The sequence below is a fragment of the Ruegeria sp. CDSA033 genome (genome assembly GCF_059612305.1).
Genome location: NZ_JBXWQI010000010.1, coordinates 14,751 through 29,725 on the forward strand (window position 1 = coordinate 14,751; position 14,975 = coordinate 29,725).

Below are 14,975 nucleotides of genomic sequence, written 5' to 3' on the forward strand. Positions count from 1 at the left end.
CCATGATGCGCGAGATCCCCGGCGCGGCAGGCGGCATACTCAGTTACTTTACGCGTCACAAAACGGTAGCAAACCTGCTGCTGCTGGTCATGCTGGTTCTGGGCGCGGCGGCAATCCCGAATATGCGGGCTCAGTTTTTTCCCGACGTGGTTCTGGAACGTGTCGACGTCCGCGTGGACTGGGATGGGGCCGGTCCCGAAGATGTGGACAACGGGATCGTTCAGGTCCTTGAACCCGCCTTGCTGGCGGTCGAAGGCGTTGCCAGCACCGAAGCGACGTCGCGCGAAGGGCGCGCCAGCATTCGGCTGGAGTTCGAGCCCAACTGGGACATGTCCCGCGCAGTCGAAGAGGTCCGGACTGCCGTCGACAGTGTAACCAGCCTGCCCGACGATGCGGAAGAACCGACAATCCGGCGGGGTGCCTGGCGTGACCGGGTTACAGATGTGGTTGTGACCGGGCCTGTCGATCCTGATCAACTGGCCAAGTTCACGGACGAGTTGATCAACCGTCTTTTCGCGGTCGGAGTGACGCGTACTACGATCCGGGGCCTTGCCGCGCCTCGTATCGTGGTCGAGGTGCCGACCGCTCAACTGATTGCCAACGACATCACATTGTCCGAGGTCGCATCGGCCGTCGCGGCCGAGGTCAACGCAAATCCAGCAGGCGATGTGACTGGCGCGAATGCCCGTATTCGCACGGGTACGGAAAAACGCACACCCGAAGAAATCGAAGGCATCGCCCTGCGCAATTTTGCGGATGGGTCCAAGTTGCTGGTGGGCGATGTCGCTCAGATCCGGGTCGAAGGGGTCAACCGCAATCGCAGCTACTTTGTGGGCGAAAATCCGGCAATGTCGGTGCGGGTAGATCGCTCAAACCTGGGTGACGCGATTGAAATCCAGCACGCGGTCGAAGACGTTGTGACGGAAATGCAGGCCAGCGTTCCCGAAGGTGTGACGATCGAGTTGATCAGAACCCGCGCTCAGGCGATCACCGACCGTCTGGATATTCTGGTCGACAACGGCCTTGTTGGCTTGGGCTTGGTGGTCTGTCTGCTGTTTTTGTTCCTGAATGCGCGGATCGCCTTTTGGGTCGCAGCAGGTATTCCGGTTGCCATGTCCGCCGCGATTGCCTTCATGTATATCGGCGGGCTGTCGATCAACATGGTGTCCCTGTTCGGCCTGATCATCACATTGGGCATTGTTGTGGATGACGCCATCGTCGTGGGTGAGCATGCAGATTTCCGCGCGCGCCGATTAGGTGAGGCCCCAATGGTGGCAGCTGAACGAGCGGCGCGACGCATGGCGATGCCGGTCTTTGCGGCGACCCTGACAACCGTGATCGCCTTTTTTGGCCTGACCCTTGTTGGCGGTCGGTTCGGAGAGTTGATCCGCGACATCCCCTTTACCGTTATCGCGGTTTTGATTGCGTCGCTGATCGAATGCTTCCTGATCCTGCCGAACCACATGGCACATGCCATCGCGCATTCCACGAAAGAGCACTGGTATGACCTGCCCAACCGCGTGGTCAATCGTGGGTTCCGCTGGGTGCGGGATCATCTGTTCCGACCGCTGATCGCCTGGGTTGTCTGGGCACGCTATGTGGTGGTTGCCATGATGGTGGTGATCCTGGCCAGCCAGGTTGCCCTGTTCATTCGCGGTGATGTGAACTGGCGGTTCTTTAACGCGCCCGAGCGCGGCTCGGTCACGGGCAACTTCATAATGGTCGAGGGCGCCACCCGCGCCGAGACTGTGGCCATGATGCATGAGCTGCAGCGTGCAACCGAAGAGCTGGGCCAGATCTATGAAGACCGCCACGGTCGCAACCCGATCGACTATGTGCTGGCCGAGGTTGGCGGGTCCGCAGGATGGGGATTGGCCGCCGCCGATGGCAAAGACGCTGACTTGCTGGGTGGTATTTCCATCGAGTTGATCGATGCGGATCTGCGCCCCTATTCCAGCTTTGAGTTTGTGGGTGAGTTGCAGGATTTTGTTCCGCGCCACCCGAAGGTCGAACTGCTCAGCTTCCGGGGATGGCGATCTGGGCCCGGTGGCGATGCCATTGACGTTCAGTTCTATGGCGCGGATGTGAACACGCTCAAATCCGCCTCAGAGGACTTGCAGACCGAGCTGTCAAAATACCCTGAAGTTTCGGCGCTGGAAGACAACCTTGCCTATGACAAGGAAGAGTACATTCTGGACCTGACAGCGCAGGGTCAGTCGCTGGGGTTCAGGATCGAAACGCTGGGACGCGTGTTGCGCGACCGGTTGAACGGGATCGAGGCGGCGACCTTCCCGGATGGCCCGCGCAGTGCCGAGATCAGGGTTGAACTGCCCGAAGGAGAGCTGACCGCCGATTTCCTGGAGCGCACTCTGATGCGTACACCCGATGGAGTGTATGTGCCGTTGGCCGATATCGTGTCGGTCGAGCGAAAGTCCGGCTTCTCGACCGTCCGGCGCGAAAATGGCCTGCGGGTGATATCGGTGAATGGCGACATCTCGGAAGATGACCCGACGCGCGCGGCTGAGATTGCACGTGCCATGGGCGAGGAAATCCTGCCGAAAATCGCCTCGGAACGTCAGGTTGAATGGCGGATGGCCGGTCTGAGCGAACAAGAAGACGAGTTCCTGTCCGAGGCTCGCACCGGCTTGATTCTGTGCCTGACGGGTATTTATCTTGTACTGGCCTGGGTGTTTGCCAGCTGGACGCGGCCACTGGTGGTGATGGCTATTATCCCATTCGGGTTGGTCGGCGCGATCTGGGGGCACTACCTGTGGGAAGTTCCGCTAAGCATGTTCACGGTCGTCGGTCTGCTGGGGATGACGGGGATCATCATCAACGACTCGATTGTTTTGGTGACGACCATCGACGATTACCAGAAAGAGCGCGGGCTTGTGCCTTCGATAGTTGAAGGCACCGCAGACCGGTTGCGGCCTGTGATGCTGACGACGCTGACCACGGTTCTGGGGCTGACCCCGTTGCTATATGAAGGATCGCAACAGGCGCAATTCCTCAAACCCACCGTCATAACATTGGTTTATGGGCTGGGCTTTGGGATGTTGCTGGTCCTGCTGCTAGTCCCGGCATTGCTTGCTATTCTGAACGATCTGTCTCGCCCAATGACCGCAATGCGACGGGCGGCGCGCGCGCCGGACCGTGCGGTGCAGGGGACGTTGGCGTGTTCGGGCCTCGCCTTGCTTTCATGGTTTACGGTCACGATGGTGTGGCCCGCAATTTACGGCGCGCCCATCGGGTTCTTGTCCGGGCTTTATGCGGGCGAGGATGGCATGGCCATTCTTCGGATGGGTTTAGGTGCATTCGTTACAGGTGCTGCGCTGATATTGTTCTTCAGTGTTGCAGTCTCTGGCTTGCTTTTCGCCCGGCTCAAAAGGCCCGCGACCTAAGTCCGGCGTAGGGCGGTTTCCAGCAGATCGATGACGCGGTTGCTCATCTCCAGTTCGCCGCGGCGGATCTGGTCCACCGGGAACCAGCGAGCATCGCGCGCATCGTCACCGGCCACTGGCGCGCCGGAACGATACTGACAAGCCACCCCAACCAGCAGGTAGTGCATCAGGATTTTGCCATTCCCATCCCTGTGTAGCAGATCGAGATTGTCCAGATAATGTTGTGGTTCAGCGATAACCGAGGTTTCCTCGTGCAGCTCTCTTTGCGCGGCTTGCAGAACGGTCTCGCCCCATTCCACATGGCCACCGGGAAAGCCCCACAGGCCAGCATCGGGTTGCTTGCTGCGCTGCACCAGCAGCACATGGTCCTGATGCAGGACAACCGCCAAAGCGCCGATTTTCGGGGTTTGTGTCATGAAATCACCGGGCTCAGCCTGCGCTGCATCCCCGAATGTCGACCGCGTGATTTGCACCCAACACGGTGATTCGAATTTCCGAGCGGTCCAGAGCAAACGGCCCACCTGCGGCGTTGATCACTTCGGAGGTTGCAACAAGAGTATTGCCCGTTCGCTTCGTCTGTGTCTGAGTGGCCCAGAGCGCGGGATTACCCGGTTCGATCACGGCGACCTCGCGCCCTCCGGCCGAAGGCATGGTCACCCTTGCTTCGATCCGCATTCCGTCAGATGTCGGCGACAGGTGGCAGCTTGCATTGGTCACGCTGGCCTCTTGTTCGGAAAAGGGCCGTTGGGCCAGCGCGGCGGCGATGGTCGGATTGCGCCCGGCCTCTGCGTTCAGCGTATGGTCGAAATCCAGCTGTTCCGGGATGCAGACATCCTTGCAGACGCCCAGATCCATCGTTCCCTGCAGCCGAACAGGTTTGGCCGGGTTTTTCGGCGTGATCTCGACCGGCAAAACCAGTTGGTTTTCGTAGCCGATCGATTGCAATCCGTTCTGGTCAAAAACATTGGGTGCGGGCCATGTAATCGACACATCCCCGACGTTGTTCGAACGGTTCCAGTCGAATTGCGGCGGAATGCCAGCATCCCCCGGCGCACGCCAATAGGTTTTCCAACCGTCCTGCAGCGTCACACGCACGGCGCTGAGGTACGTTCCTTTAGCGGTGCGTCCGCCATCCAGAATATCCAACTCGGCAACGGGGCCGTTGACCTGCGCTGTTACAGGTAAGGCCAGACCAAAGGTTATGGCGATTGCCGGTAATACATTTTTTACGCTCATGGTTCATAAATGCGCGGTTGCGGCACAGAATCCAAGTCACGTTCCGGTAACCGGGATGAAATCTGCGGAAATGTGCGCTGATCCCTTGCCATTCCGGGTGACCAAGGGTCATTGTTGAAGCATACCTGATAAGAGATGTCGGCCCATGGATCTTACCGGAAAACTGTTGATTGCGATGCCTGGCATGGGCGATCCGCGTTTTGATCATTCGGTGGTGTACCTCTGCAGCCATGGCGAAGATGGTGCTATGGGGTTGATTATCAACAAACCTTCGGACCTTCGGCTGAAAACTCTGTTGAGTCAGCTCAACATTCCCTGCCGGATTCCGGTCGTGGGTGAACGTTTGGTCCATTTCGGCGGTCCGGTCGAGATGTCGCGTGGTTTTGTCCTGCACAGCTCGGATTACGAGGCGAACCTGCATTCCATGCACATCACGGATGAGTTCAGCATGACGGCAACACTGGATATCCTTGAAGATCTTGCCGCAGGGCGCGGGCCTTTGAACTCCACTTTGGTGCTGGGCTATTCGGGCTGGGGACCTGGTCAGCTTGAGGATGAGATCGCGATGAACGGCTGGCTCACGACCGAGGCGTCGTCAAAGCTGGTCTTCAATGTAGCCGATGTTGAGAAATGGGGTGGTGCGCTTGCGACTTTGGGCGTTGACCCCTTGATCCTGTCTGCCGAGTCCGGGCGGGCCTAATCAGCCGTTTCGCGGGGCTGCCGCACGGCGCAGGCGGTCGTTAATGGCCGCACCCAAACCATGTATCGGAATGGGCGTTACAGCAATTGGTCTGCCGGTGTCATTAAGGCTGTGCAGCGCGGCGAACAGGTTGGCCGCAGCCTCGGTAAGATCACCCTTCGCCGACAGGTTCAGATCGCAGTCCACCGGGCCAAACCCCAGCAGAACTTCATCGCCTTGGGCGGTGCTGGCGTTCAGACGAACGGGCGCATCCGGAGCATAATGCGATTGCAGCTGGCCGGGCGCGTTCAGCGCATCACCCGGCTGGTGGTGGTGCAGCTGAGTATCCAGAACCGCCTCGATCTGTTCCAGCGAAACGCCGCCGGGGCGCAAAAGGGCAGGCTCGCCCGCAAGGCCCACAATTGTGCTTTCCAACCCGACCCCGCAAGGCCCATCGTCCAGAACCGCGGCGATGCGCCCATTCAGGCCGGACAGGACGTGTGCGGCTGTGGTCGGGCTGATTTGCCCGGACGGATTGGCCGATGGCGCGGCGACCGGGCCGTCGAATTCGGACAGTAGCGCACGGGCCGCAGGGTGGGCTGGCACTCGCACGGCGAGCGTGTCCAGCCCGGCTGTCACCAGTGATGAAATCCCGTGATCCGGTCGCAATGGCAGAACCAGAGTCAGCGGTCCGGGCCAGAACGCGGCCGCTAAGGCCTCGGCCTGATCGGACCATGTTACGAACCGCTGGGCGGCTTTGACCGATGCAACGTGCGCAATCAACGGGTTGAAGCTGGGTCGTCCCTTGGCGGCATAGATGCTTGCCACCGCTTCTCCGTTACGGGCATCCCCGCCCAGGCCGTAGACCGTCTCGGTCGGGAAAGCCACCAGAAGACCCTGACGGAACAGGTCTGCCGCCTGCGTAATTCCGGCAGGATCGGCGTTTAATGTCAGAGTGCCGTTGGGGATCATTGGTGGTGACGCCGCGTTTTGATTGCGTATAGCATTTGGACCGATACCTAATCGGTGGAACTCAGATGCATAAAGGTGGGCGGTGGAAATTCCAAGCCCGTCGGCGTAAACGCAATCAGACAGCCTAGAGGGAAGACATGCCATATCGCGCCCCAATCTCTGATTATGAATTCTTGTTCCGCCACGCGGTCAATTTTGACAAGATCGCTGCCACCGAGAAATTCTCGGAAGCCAGCGACGATGTGGTCAGTGCCATTCTGACCGAAGCCGGAAAACTGTGCGAAGAGGTGATGGCCCCTCTGCAACGCCCCGGTGATCTTGAGCCCGCGCGTTTGGAAAACGGCGTGCTGCGTACCTCAACCGGGTATGCTGGTGGCTGGAAAGCCATAGCCGAAGGCGGCTGGGTCGGGATGAGTGGTGATCCGGATTATGGCGGCATGGGTCTGCCGATGACTTTGACCACCGCCGTTAATGAAATGATGTCTGCCGCCTGTCTGTCGCTGCAACTTGCGCCGCTGATGACACAGGGCCAGATCGAAGCGCTGGAACATCACGCCAGCGATGAGCTCAAGGAGCTGTATCTGCCTAAGATGATGGCGGGTGAATGGTCGGGGACCATGAACCTGACCGAGCCGCAGGCTGGGTCGGATGTGGGGGCGTTGACATCAAAAGCGGTCTCAAATGGTGACGGCACATATGCTGTTACGGGGCAGAAAATCTTTATCTCATGGGGCGATAACGATTTTGCTGGGAATGTCTGCCATTTGGTACTGGCGCGCCTGCCCGATGGCGTTCCCGGAACCAAGGGTATTTCACTGTTCCTGGTGCCCAAGCTGCTGCCGGATGAGAACGGCAATCCCGGTGTGGCCAATGATCTGAAGGTCGTATCGGTCGAGCACAAGATGGGCCTGCACGGTTCTCCGACCTGCGTGATGCAGTTTGACGGTGCCAAAGGCTGGCTTGTAGGCAAGGAACATGACGGCATGGCCGCGATGTTCACCATGATGAACAACGCGCGCCTAGGTGTTGGTGGTCAGGGCGTGGGTGCAGCCGAAGGTGCCTATCAGCACGCGCTGGCCTATGCGTTGGAGCGGAAACAGGGCAAAACCCCCTCGGGCACTATTATCGACCACGCGGATGTGCGTCGGATGTTGATGAGCATGCGTGCTGACACTTTCGCTGCGCGTGCGATTATGCTGGCCAACGCCGCAGCCATCGATATGGCCAACGCAACGGGCGACGCCGATTGGATGTCTCGTGCCGCTCTTTTGACGCCGATTGGCAAGGTTTTTGGCACCGAGACGGGAATGCGCGTATCTGAGACCGGTGTTCAGGTACATGGCGGTATGGGCTTCATCGAGGAATCCGGTGCTGCTCAGTATTATCGCGACGTCCGCGTGACCGCGATCTACGAAGGCACCAACGGTATTCAGGCGATGGATTTGGTGGCGCGCAAGATGATGGATGGCGGCGAAGCAGCCTCGCGCCTACTGGACGAGATCGAAGATCATGCCGAACAGGCGCGGGCGACCATGCCCGAACTGGCTGGCCCGGTTTGGGAAGCGACCGAAAGCTTGCGCGAGACGACCGAGTGGATGGTGGCGCAGTCTGATATGAACAACCGGTTTGCCGGGGCGTTGCCCTATCTGCATGCCTTTGCCCGCGTTTTGGGTGCACATTACCACCTGAAGTCGGCTCTGGCTGAACCGGGTGGCCCGCGCTTTAAGCTGGCCCGGTATTACATTAACGCGCTGTTGCCTGAATATGCTGGGCTGCTTGTTCAAGCACAGAACGGGGCAGATGATGTATTCGGGCTCAGCGCCGAGGAGTTTGTATCCTGATGGACGGAGATACCCCTTTGGCGATCAGATATCCCTGGTCTGAGCCTCCGGCCGAGGGCGAGGCGACCGAGATTGCGGAAGGTGTTCTGTGGATGCGTTTGCCGCTGCCCATGGCGCTGGATCACGTTAACATTTACGCGCTGGACGATGGCGACGGCTGGACCGTGATCGACACAGGAATGTCGTCGAACAAAACACGGCGCATCTGGGAAAAGCTGATGGCAGGCCCATTGGCGGGCAAGCCGATCACGCGGGTGGTTGTGACTCATCATCACCCCGATCACGTGGGCAATGCGGGTTGGTTCCAATCCGAACATGGCGTGGAACTGGTGGCGTCGCGAACGGCCTGGCTGTTTTCGCGGATGCTGCAACTGGATGTTCAGGAAAGTTGGCCCCAGGAGACGCTGGACTATTACCGCAGTGCAGGAATGGCACCCAACGTGCTGGCCAAGCGGATGGCCGAGCGCCCCTTCAATTATTGCGACACAGTTTATCCGATGCCGCTGGGTTTCACCCGGATCAAGCAAGGCAGTGTGATCCGCATGGGTGGGCGCGACTGGGATGTTCATATGGGCAATGGCCATGCCCCCGAACACGCGACATTCTGGAGCCGCGACGACAATCTGGTGATCACCGGCGATCAGATCCTCAGTTCGATCAGTCCCAACCTGGGTGTCTATGTCACCGAACCTTTGGCGGATCCGGTTGCTGAATGGCTTGAGGCCTGCGAACGGCTCCAGAGGCTGGCGCGACCCGATCATCTGGCGCTGGGCGGGCACAAGCTGCCATTCACCGGGCTGCCCATCCGGATGAGGCAACTGATCGACAACCACCACCGTGCATTGGATCGTTTGGAAAAGTATTTGGACCAGCCCAAGACCGCTGCCGAATGTTTCATGCCCTTGTTCAAACGGCAGATCAGCGGTGGCGAGTATGGGCTTGCGCTGGTCGAAGCGGTTGCACATCTGAACCATCTTTACCACATTGGAGCTGTCACCCGGACGCGCCGCGCGGACGGGGCGTGGGAGTTTCAGCGCAAAGGGTAAAGCTATGCAGGATCAGATCGAAACCTCGGCCGAGGCCGCCGAAGCCGCAGCTTTGCCGCGCTGCTACGAAGTGCATTCCGACCCTGAAGCAAAGTCAGGCGCAAAAGACCTGCCCGGTCCGTTGCAAAAACCGGTTGAAACAAAAAGCCCCGCGCAATGGGCGTATGAACGTCTGATCCTCTATATCCAGAATTTCGAGAAGACCCTGACAGGCGACCAAGAGGTTGCGATGGGATTCACCGGCGGCGACGCAGGCGTCATGCGGATCGAGGGGATGGGGTATTTTGATCCCGATATCATCACCTTTTATGGGTCCGATGCGACCGGCGCGCGCACTCAGCTTGTACAACATGTCAGCCAGTTGAACGTGATGCTGCGGGCCCTGCCCAAATCGGTCGAGGACAAACCCGCTAACCGGATCGGGTTCCGTTTGGCGGCGGATCTGGAAGAAAGCTGATCACCTGACTTGCAATTCACGTCTGCGCAGCCTTGAATGAGTTTACCATTCAAGGGGGCCTCGCGTGACCACTTTCTCTGCCGTTACAAGTGCCTACAAAGGTGCGTGGGCCCGTCGCCGTGTCTTTGTGCCGATCTATCTTGTTGTGCGCCTGCTTTTGGTTGCGCTGATTGCGCCCGGCGTGGCGATCACGGTGAATCTTGCCGTATCGCTATCCAACCAGACGGCGCTGACTGATCAGGCGATCGCTGCATTCATTCTCTCACCTGCCGGGTTTATTGCGGCCGTTGTGGTGCTCAGCCTGTTTCTACTGGCCGAAGTGTTTGTCTTCTCGGTCATGGCCGGGTCGCTGCGGATGGCAGAGCCGGACCCATGGCGCGCCGGCAGTTCTTCGATCAGGCTGATCCTGTCGCGGCTTCCATCCCTGTTCGGATTTGCGGTGCGCTTTGTTGTGCGCGTTTTGCTGTTGGTTCTGCCCTTTGCGATCGTTTCTGCCGTGATCGCGTGGTGGACGCTGACTGAATATGACATCAACTATTATCTGACATTCCACCCGCCCTCATTCTGGGTGGCTGTGGTGCTGATCGGGGCGGTTGCGCTGGCTATGGCCTGGGTGTTGATCCGACGCCTGTCAGCCTGGGCTTTGTCGCTGCATTTGGTTTTGTTCGAGGGCGTTCACCCCGGACATGCGTTTGGCATCAGTGCCAGTCGGATGGAAGGTAAGCGCGGACGCCTCAAGGTAGAACTGGCCATGTGGCTGGCTGTGCGCTTTGTCATCGCTGCCGTGATCGCCTGGTTGGCCGGGCTTTTGTTCGCACTGGTGCCGCTGCAAGGCGCAGCCAACCTGAGATTGGCCCTGATTTACAGCCTCGCCGTCGCCGGTATCTGGTCACTGGCCGGACTGGTATTGGCAGCCACGGCTCTGGGCGCATTGGCAGTTCTGCTCGATGGGTTCTTTGATATCCAGACATCGGAACCAACCCCTCCAAAGCCGCGCAACCTGCGCAGAACAATGGTCACGGCTGTTGGGGCCGCCATCGTTGCTGTTCTTGTTGGGATATGGTTCGGGCAGCACCTTCTGGAAAGGGTGCAGGCATCGGACCGTGCAGAGGTTATCGGTCATCGCGGCGCTGCCGCGCTGAAGCCCGAAAACACGATGGCCTCGGTTCTCAAGGCGATCGAGGACGGGGCCGACTGGGTTGAGATCGACGTGCAGGAAACAGCGGATGATGTAGTCATCGTCGCCCATGACAGTGATTTCATGAAACTGGCCGGTGTTAACCTAAAGGTGTGGGATGCCACGATGGAGGATATCGATCAGATCGACATCGGCAGCTGGTTTGGCCCTGAATACGCAGATGAGCGGACGCCGACGCTGCGTGACGTGCTGGAGGCCGCGAAGGGCAAGGCCAAGGTCATTATCGAACTGAAATACTACGGCCACGACGTAGACCTTGAGAATCGGGTTGTCGCCCTCGTCGAAGAACTGGGCATGCAGGACGACATTGCAACGATGTCCCTGAAATACCCGGCAGTGCAAAAGATGAAGACGATTCGCCCCGACTGGCGCGCCGGTGTTCTGGCCGCGACTGCTGTGGGTAATCTCTCAGGTCTCGAAGGTGATTTTGTTGCGGTGAACGCCGCGATGGCGACGCCGGGTTTGGTCAATTCGGTCCATGCGGCGGGTAAGGACATCTATGTCTGGACAGTGAATGATCCGCTGCAAATGTCGGCGATGGCGTCGATGGGGGTGGATGGGCTGATCACGGACCGACCAGCGATGGCAAATGAAGTTCTGCGTGTGCGCGCCGAATTGGGGCCGGCAGAGCGGTTGTTGTTATGGTTGGCGACGACCTTTGGCATGTCCTTTGATACTGAGGCGATGCGCGATGAAAGCCCTTAATCTGGCGGCAATCCTTTTGGTGAGTGCCGCGCCAGCCTTCGCGCAAGACGTCATGCGCAGCTTTGAGCTACCAGCACATCGCGCCCTGATGGCGGAGCGCAGCAGCGCAGAGTTGACCCCGTTTGAAACGGATGGCTGTTCGGGTGGTCTTTCGGCCAGTTGGCGCTTTGTGGCGGATACGTTCCCCAGCTTTCGGGGACTGTATGAGGCGCACCCACCGTGGGAATACTGCTGTGTGACCCATGATCGCGCCTATCACCATGCTGGCGGGGCTTTGCGGGCCGAAGACAGCTATGACGCACGCCTGTCTGCAGACGAGACCCTGCGTGCTTGCGTCAAAAAGCATGGGACAGACCATGCCGAGGAATATGCCGAGCGCTATGACATGACGGCCGAACAGATTCGCACCGCTCATTCTGTCACGGCCGAGGCGATGTATGCGGCGGTCCGATTCGGCGGCGGCCCCTGTTCGGGCCTGCCCTGGCGTTGGGGTTTTGGGTATCCGGGGTGCTCGGTGTTCCCACCTTTGGCCCCTGCGCGCGAATGACGTGGTGACAGGCCCCGGATTTTCCATTATCCAACATTTCAAACACGCGAATTAGGATTCTGAGACTCATGGCTGAACACAAGCACGGCGAAATGGATATCACTGTTCAAACCAAAACCTTTGATGGTTTCGTCAAAGCCACCACATGGTGTGTGGTTGCCATCGCCCTCCTTTGCCTGTTCCTGGCGGTCTTCGCCGCATAATCCAAAACGGGGTTGACCTTGATCCGGATTTTGATTGCCTGCCTGCTGGCAGCAACTGTTGCTGGCTGCACGGGATCGCAGCGTCCGCAAGCCGACCGGGCCGAGGTCGTTGCCCGATCCTATCGTGATCCGGGGCCTTCGACCCTGACGCTTTATACGATGATCAGCACGCGCACCGGGTCTGGTGCGCATACCTCATTGATGATCAGCGGCAGCGAGCGGGTGATCTTTGATCCTGCGGGGTCTTTCCGCGCAGATGTGGTTCCGATCAAGGACGACGTGCTGTACGGCATCACCCCTAATGCCGAGCGCGCCTATCGCAGCTCGCACGCGCGCGAAACGCATTATGCGCGTATCCAAACGATTCAGGTAAGCCCGCAACAGGCTGAGATTGCCTTGCAACTGGCCAAACAATCCGGTCCGGTCGCTGGCGCCTATTGTGCGAATTCCACCGCGTCGCTGTTGAAACAGGTTCCGGGGTTCGAACAGATCGACGTGACCTTTTTTCCGGTCAAGCTGTCAGATCAGTTCGGTCAGATTCCGGGTGTTGTGACAACGGAGTATCGTGAGAACGACGATGCCGACCTGCAAAAAGGTCTGGCCGCCAACAATGCGGCACTGAACCAACTAGAAACGGTCTCAACCCAATAAGTACAGCAATCCGTACAGGATTGCGGCGCCGCTGAAGATTGCTGCCAGCACATTCTTTGTGATCACTCCAACGCTTAGCGCAACCGCGGCGGCCGCCATCCGTGGAATGTCGGGCTGCCCTTCGGTTGCGGTTGGCCAAACAACCAGCGGTGCAATCAGGGCGGGCAGGATGGCGACAGCGGTATAGCGCAAATGGCGCAACAGCCAGGGAGGCATCGGGCGATCCCCGACGAGGCCGATAAAGACAAACCGCAAACTATAACTGCCAATGGCAAGTCCAATGATGATGGACCAGATCGTGACCGGATCAACAGGGGTCATTGTGTGGCCTTTCTGCGTTCGGCGAACAATTCGGCCTGAGCACCGGCCATCATGCCGGCACATCCGGCAATCAGCAGGCCCAGATTGTATGGGATGCCAGCGGTCAACAAAGAAACGACAATGGCGACCAGCGCAGCCACCACATGGGGCAGGGTGCGCATCATTGGTCCGATCATTGCCAGAAATGTGATCGGCAAGGCAAAGTCCAGCGCCCAGCTTTCGGGGATGCGTGTGCCAAGAACCGCGCCCAGATAAGTCGCAAATATCCATAACGGCGTGATGGGCGTGACCGAGCCCACGAAATAGGCCATGCGTTGTGGGACGGTCATTTTGGGTTCTTTTTCAAACTGCACGATTGAGCAGGCATAAGATTGATCGACGGTCAGATAGGCGGCGAACGCCCGTTGCCACATCGGCGCAGCCCCCAAATAGGGGGTCAGTGACGCTGAATACATCGCCATCCGCAGGTTCACCGCCAGAGCAGAAACAAGAATAATGGCCGTCGGCGTCTGATCCTGCAGCAATTGCAGTGCGGCAAACTGCGCAGCACCCGCAAACACCGTGGACGTAAAGGCCATGGTTTGCACGATGTTCAACCCGGCCTCAGTCGCGAAAACGCCAAACAGGGTGCCAAACGGGATCGCCACAAAAATGAACGGGGTCCCGTCGCGAAAACCCTTCCAGAAGTATGACTTGGATGTGGTGTCTGCCATGGCTAAATCCTATGGTGATCCCCGCAGCAGTAGCGGTCTTGGGAAAGGGTTGCAATTGGCCACGGAACAGAACCAGTCAGGCTACATCATCGCCCCAGATCCCGGTGCGCCCCGCCTGACCCGCGCCGTTGAAGGCGTGGACCAGAATGGTGAGGTCAGCGAGATCTCGGTGGTCGAGGAACGCCCGCTGACGATTTTCCTGAATTCGCAAGAGATCGTGACGGCGATGACGATCGGTGACTACCCCGAGTATCTGGCGCTGGGGTTCCTGCGCAATCAGGGGATGCTGCTGGTTGATGATGAGATCACGCGCGTCGATTACGATGAAGATCTGGAAACCGTAGTGGTGCGTACCGCGCGCGCGACCTCGTATGAGGACAAACTGAAGAAAAAGACCCGCACCAGCGGCTGCGCAGTCGGCACGGTGTTCGGTGACATGATGGAGGGTTTGGAGGGCGCGCGCTTGCCGCAGGTCTCGGTTCGCACCTCGTGGCTCTATGATCTGGCCGCCCAGATCAACCGCACCCCGTCGCTGTATCTTGAGGCCGGGGCGATCCACGGTACAGTGCTGTGTCACGAGAACCGCCCGTTGGTCTATATGGAAGACGTGGGCCGGCACAACGCTGTCGACAAGATCGCGGGTTGGATGCTGTCAGAAGGTGAGGGGGCTGAAGACAAAATCCTCTACACCACCGGACGCCTGACCTCGGAAATGGTGATCAAGACCGCGATGATGGGCATCCCGGTTCTAGCGTCTCGATCGGGCTTCACCGCATGGGGCGTAGAGATCGCTCGCGAAGTCGGACTGACATTGATCGGCCGTATGCGTGGGCAGCGCTTTGTATGTCTTTCAGGTGAGGATCGTCTGGTGCGCGATGTAGACCCGTCTACCGTTGCGGTCGAAGATAAGAAGCACAAAAGGAAAAGTTCCTAGTCCTGAAATCCATTGGGTAACCAGATGTGAGAAAATTCTGCAAGTTCCAGAAGATATACACTAGTGTGGAG

15 protein-coding genes are annotated in these 14,975 nt (G+C 58.8%); 10 read left to right on the forward strand and 5 right to left on the reverse strand.

All coding sequences use genetic code 11. The annotated features are described in order from the left end of the window. Window positions 1-2 precede the first annotated feature (2 nt). Window positions 3-3,401 carry an efflux RND transporter permease subunit gene (locus tag AC2FLA_RS13770; RefSeq protein ID WP_496722873.1) on the forward strand — a complete coding sequence of 1,133 codons (3,399 nt, stop codon included), beginning with the start codon at window positions 3-5 and terminating at the stop codon, window positions 3,399-3,401. Here AC2FLA_RS13770 and AC2FLA_RS13775 read toward each other — a convergent pair. Both AC2FLA_RS13775 and AC2FLA_RS13780 read right to left on the reverse strand, forming a co-directional pair. Next, a complete protein-coding gene (locus AC2FLA_RS13775) occupies window positions 3,398-3,817 on the reverse strand; it encodes an NUDIX hydrolase (protein WP_496722875.1) in 420 nt (139 codons plus the stop codon). The genes AC2FLA_RS13770 and AC2FLA_RS13775 overlap by 4 nt on opposite strands. Window positions 3,818-3,830: 13 nt before the next feature. Further along, window positions 3,831-4,637 (reverse strand): protein-disulfide reductase DsbD domain-containing protein, encoded by an 807-nt coding sequence (locus AC2FLA_RS13780; protein WP_496722877.1) that lies wholly within the window; start codon window positions 4,635-4,637, stop codon window positions 3,831-3,833. A 145-nt stretch (window positions 4,638-4,782) separates the two neighbouring features. Here AC2FLA_RS13780 and AC2FLA_RS13785 point away from each other — a divergent pair, with 145 nt between their 5' ends. Further along, window positions 4,783-5,337, forward strand: coding sequence for a YqgE/AlgH family protein (locus AC2FLA_RS13785; RefSeq protein WP_496722879.1), 555 nt, complete (start codon window positions 4,783-4,785; stop codon window positions 5,335-5,337). Here the strand turns inward: AC2FLA_RS13785 and AC2FLA_RS13790 are convergent, their stop codons facing one another. Further along, window positions 5,338-6,288, reverse strand: coding sequence for an L-threonylcarbamoyladenylate synthase (locus tag AC2FLA_RS13790; RefSeq protein ID WP_496722881.1), 951 nt, complete (start codon window positions 6,286-6,288; stop codon window positions 5,338-5,340). Window positions 6,289-6,425: 137 nt separating this feature from the next. On the opposite strand from AC2FLA_RS13790, the gene AC2FLA_RS13795 reads away from it, so the two are divergent. From AC2FLA_RS13795 to AC2FLA_RS13825, 7 genes are all read left to right on the forward strand, one after another. Next, window positions 6,426-8,129: an acyl-CoA dehydrogenase family protein gene (locus AC2FLA_RS13795; protein WP_496722883.1), complete on the forward strand. Its 1,704-nt coding sequence runs from the start codon at window positions 6,426-6,428 to the stop codon at window positions 8,127-8,129. Continuing rightward, window positions 8,129-9,175 carry an MBL fold metallo-hydrolase gene (locus AC2FLA_RS13800; RefSeq protein ID WP_496722885.1) on the forward strand — a complete coding sequence of 349 codons (1,047 nt, stop codon included), beginning with the start codon at window positions 8,129-8,131 and terminating at the stop codon, window positions 9,173-9,175. The genes AC2FLA_RS13795 and AC2FLA_RS13800 overlap by 1 nt, the downstream gene beginning before the upstream one ends. Window positions 9,176-9,179: 4 nt before the next feature. Beyond that, a complete protein-coding gene (locus tag AC2FLA_RS13805; RefSeq protein WP_058273581.1) occupies window positions 9,180-9,632 on the forward strand; it encodes a DUF6173 family protein in 453 nt (150 codons plus the stop codon). A 64-nt stretch (window positions 9,633-9,696) separates the two neighbouring features. Continuing rightward, window positions 9,697-11,535, forward strand: coding sequence for a glycerophosphodiester phosphodiesterase (locus AC2FLA_RS13810; RefSeq protein WP_496722887.1), 1,839 nt, complete (start codon window positions 9,697-9,699; stop codon window positions 11,533-11,535). Next, the gene (locus tag AC2FLA_RS13815; RefSeq protein ID WP_496722888.1) at window positions 11,522-12,082 is read left to right on the forward strand and encodes a hypothetical protein; all 561 of its coding nucleotides are present in this window, start codon (window positions 11,522-11,524) and stop codon (window positions 12,080-12,082) included. The genes AC2FLA_RS13810 and AC2FLA_RS13815 overlap by 14 nt, the downstream gene beginning before the upstream one ends. Before the next feature lie 68 nt (window positions 12,083-12,150). Beyond that, window positions 12,151-12,285 carry an aa3-type cytochrome c oxidase subunit IV gene (locus AC2FLA_RS13820; protein ID WP_058273578.1) on the forward strand — a complete coding sequence of 45 codons (135 nt, stop codon included), beginning with the start codon at window positions 12,151-12,153 and terminating at the stop codon, window positions 12,283-12,285. A gap of 18 nt (window positions 12,286-12,303) precedes the next feature. Further along, the gene (locus AC2FLA_RS13825; protein ID WP_058278911.1) at window positions 12,304-12,936 is read left to right on the forward strand and encodes a hypothetical protein; all 633 of its coding nucleotides are present in this window, start codon (window positions 12,304-12,306) and stop codon (window positions 12,934-12,936) included. On the opposite strand, the gene AC2FLA_RS13830 is transcribed toward AC2FLA_RS13825, so the two are convergent. Together AC2FLA_RS13830 and AC2FLA_RS13835 are read right to left on the reverse strand one after the other, a co-directional pair. After that, window positions 12,925-13,257, reverse strand: a complete 333-nt coding sequence (locus AC2FLA_RS13830) for an AzlD domain-containing protein (RefSeq protein ID WP_109312939.1) — start codon at window positions 13,255-13,257, stop codon at window positions 12,925-12,927. The genes AC2FLA_RS13825 and AC2FLA_RS13830 overlap by 12 nt on opposite strands. Beyond that, the gene (locus AC2FLA_RS13835; protein ID WP_496722890.1) at window positions 13,254-13,970 is read right to left on the reverse strand and encodes an AzlC family ABC transporter permease; all 717 of its coding nucleotides are present in this window, start codon (window positions 13,968-13,970) and stop codon (window positions 13,254-13,256) included. The genes AC2FLA_RS13830 and AC2FLA_RS13835 overlap by 4 nt, the downstream gene beginning before the upstream one ends. On the opposite strand from AC2FLA_RS13835, the gene AC2FLA_RS13840 reads away from it, so the two are divergent. Next, window positions 13,969-14,904: a formate dehydrogenase accessory sulfurtransferase FdhD gene (locus tag AC2FLA_RS13840; RefSeq protein WP_496722891.1), complete on the forward strand. Its 936-nt coding sequence runs from the start codon at window positions 13,969-13,971 to the stop codon at window positions 14,902-14,904. The genes AC2FLA_RS13835 and AC2FLA_RS13840 overlap by 2 nt on opposite strands. Window positions 14,905-14,975: the final 71 nt, after the last annotated feature.